This window comes from Hyphomonas sp. (genome assembly GCF_040882205.1).
Lineage (GTDB): Bacteria > Pseudomonadota > Alphaproteobacteria > Caulobacterales > Hyphomonadaceae > Hyphomonas.
Genome location: NZ_JBBEBT010000019.1, coordinates 1 through 1,429 on the forward strand (window position 1 = coordinate 1; position 1,429 = coordinate 1,429).

At 65.3% G+C, this 1,429-nt stretch carries 1 protein-coding gene and 1 pseudogene; both read right to left on the minus strand.

Annotation, left to right across the window (positions count from 1 at the left end):
• A partial coding sequence (locus WEA77_RS01380) for a 3-hydroxybutyrate oligomer hydrolase family protein (protein WP_368066084.1) occupies positions 1–1,068 on the minus strand: 1,068 nt, incomplete at its 3' end.
• Between the two features lie 62 nt (positions 1,069–1,130).
• A pseudogene (locus WEA77_RS01385) lies at positions 1,131–1,429 on the minus strand (TonB-dependent receptor); the annotation flags it as partial.

The window sequence follows — 1,429 nt, forward strand, 5'->3', positions numbered from 1 at the left end:
CGTCTCGATACGGCGCAGTGCATCGCTCGCCCGGGCCGGCGTATCGGTTCCTTCGACGACGCCATGACGCGCGAGGCCTTCAGCCCATGCGGCGCGGCGCGCTTCGTCCAGGCCCTGGGTCTGGTTAAACGGCGCGTCAGCAAGTTCCGGGGCCAGAAGGGCCGCAGGAAGGAGGAGGTTCATCGCTGTTGCATAGTCGGCCAGACGGCGGCCCGGACTGGAGGGTGGGCCGTTACCGATGCGGACCGTGCCGCCATTCAACGTGCGGGGTGTGATGTTGGGTTCAACTGCAACGACGCCGTGAAGGATGCCCTGACTGTCCAGCTCTGCTGCGCGCAGCACGGCGCCGCCGCCATTCGAGACGCCGGCTGCGATGACCCGGACTTTTTCAGTCGATGAGGCCGGGCGGCCAGGCTCCCCGCGGTGCTCCAGAATACCGAGCCCGAACCGGGCGGCCAGAAGTACGGCGTGAGGCCACAGGGCTTCGAGGTTCTCCCCCGAATGTGCATGCTTCAATGCAATCGCCTGCGGATGTCTCTTTTGGAAGCGCCGAAGGGCTGAATGTTGCCTGAGGCGAAACACGCTCGGTGTATCTGCTGAAGCGGCAGGTTCCAGGTCCGGGCCGTAACACGTGTCATCGCCGAGAAGGTGAGCGCCGCCGGTCGCCTTGTCGGTCAGTACGAGGGCGCAGCGGCCAGGCAGTGCCCATGCCCCGATATCGCCGATCGATCCGGTCACCCCGCGCGAGCCGGAAGAGGGAGCGACAACCAGCACGGGGCGATCCCAGTCGAAGTCATCGGGCACCAGTAAGCGGACACCGAACGGGTGCTGCGATCCCGGCAGGCGGAGGAGGGCGGCGTATTCCCAGCCGTTGACGCGCAGGCCCTGAGCCGCGTGCGGGACGAAGCGCTCGAAGCCGCCGCTCGCAGAAAGGTCAACGAGGTCGCGGAAATCCTTGTGGATGGCGGCCGTCCGTGCACTGACGCCTTCGGGCAGGACCGGATCACGCAAGCCTTGCAGGCCAAGGCCCGCCGTCAGGAGGTCATCGCCGGGCCCTGCGCGTCGCACGGGCCCGGCCTCGAATACCGGGACATTATCTGCCGCGATCCTCGAGCGACGCGCGAACACGTCTAGTACCGATAGATCAGCCGGAAGTCATATGTGCGCGGCGCGGCATAGAATGCCGTTTCAACGCCCGGAAAGGCGGCGAGGTTGAAGCCCTGCACCAGGATGGCTTCATCACCGATGTTCCGGATACCTGCACGAGCTTCCCAGCGTTCATCCAGTGTCTTCACTGCAAGGAAGGCATTCGAGATCCAGTAGGCGTCCTGCCGGAGGTTGGGCGAATCGGTGACTTCGTTGGCATAGCTGCCGCGATAGGCCAGATCGCCGTGCATTGTGGCTGTCAGCGCGTCTGTCAGGCCGAAAT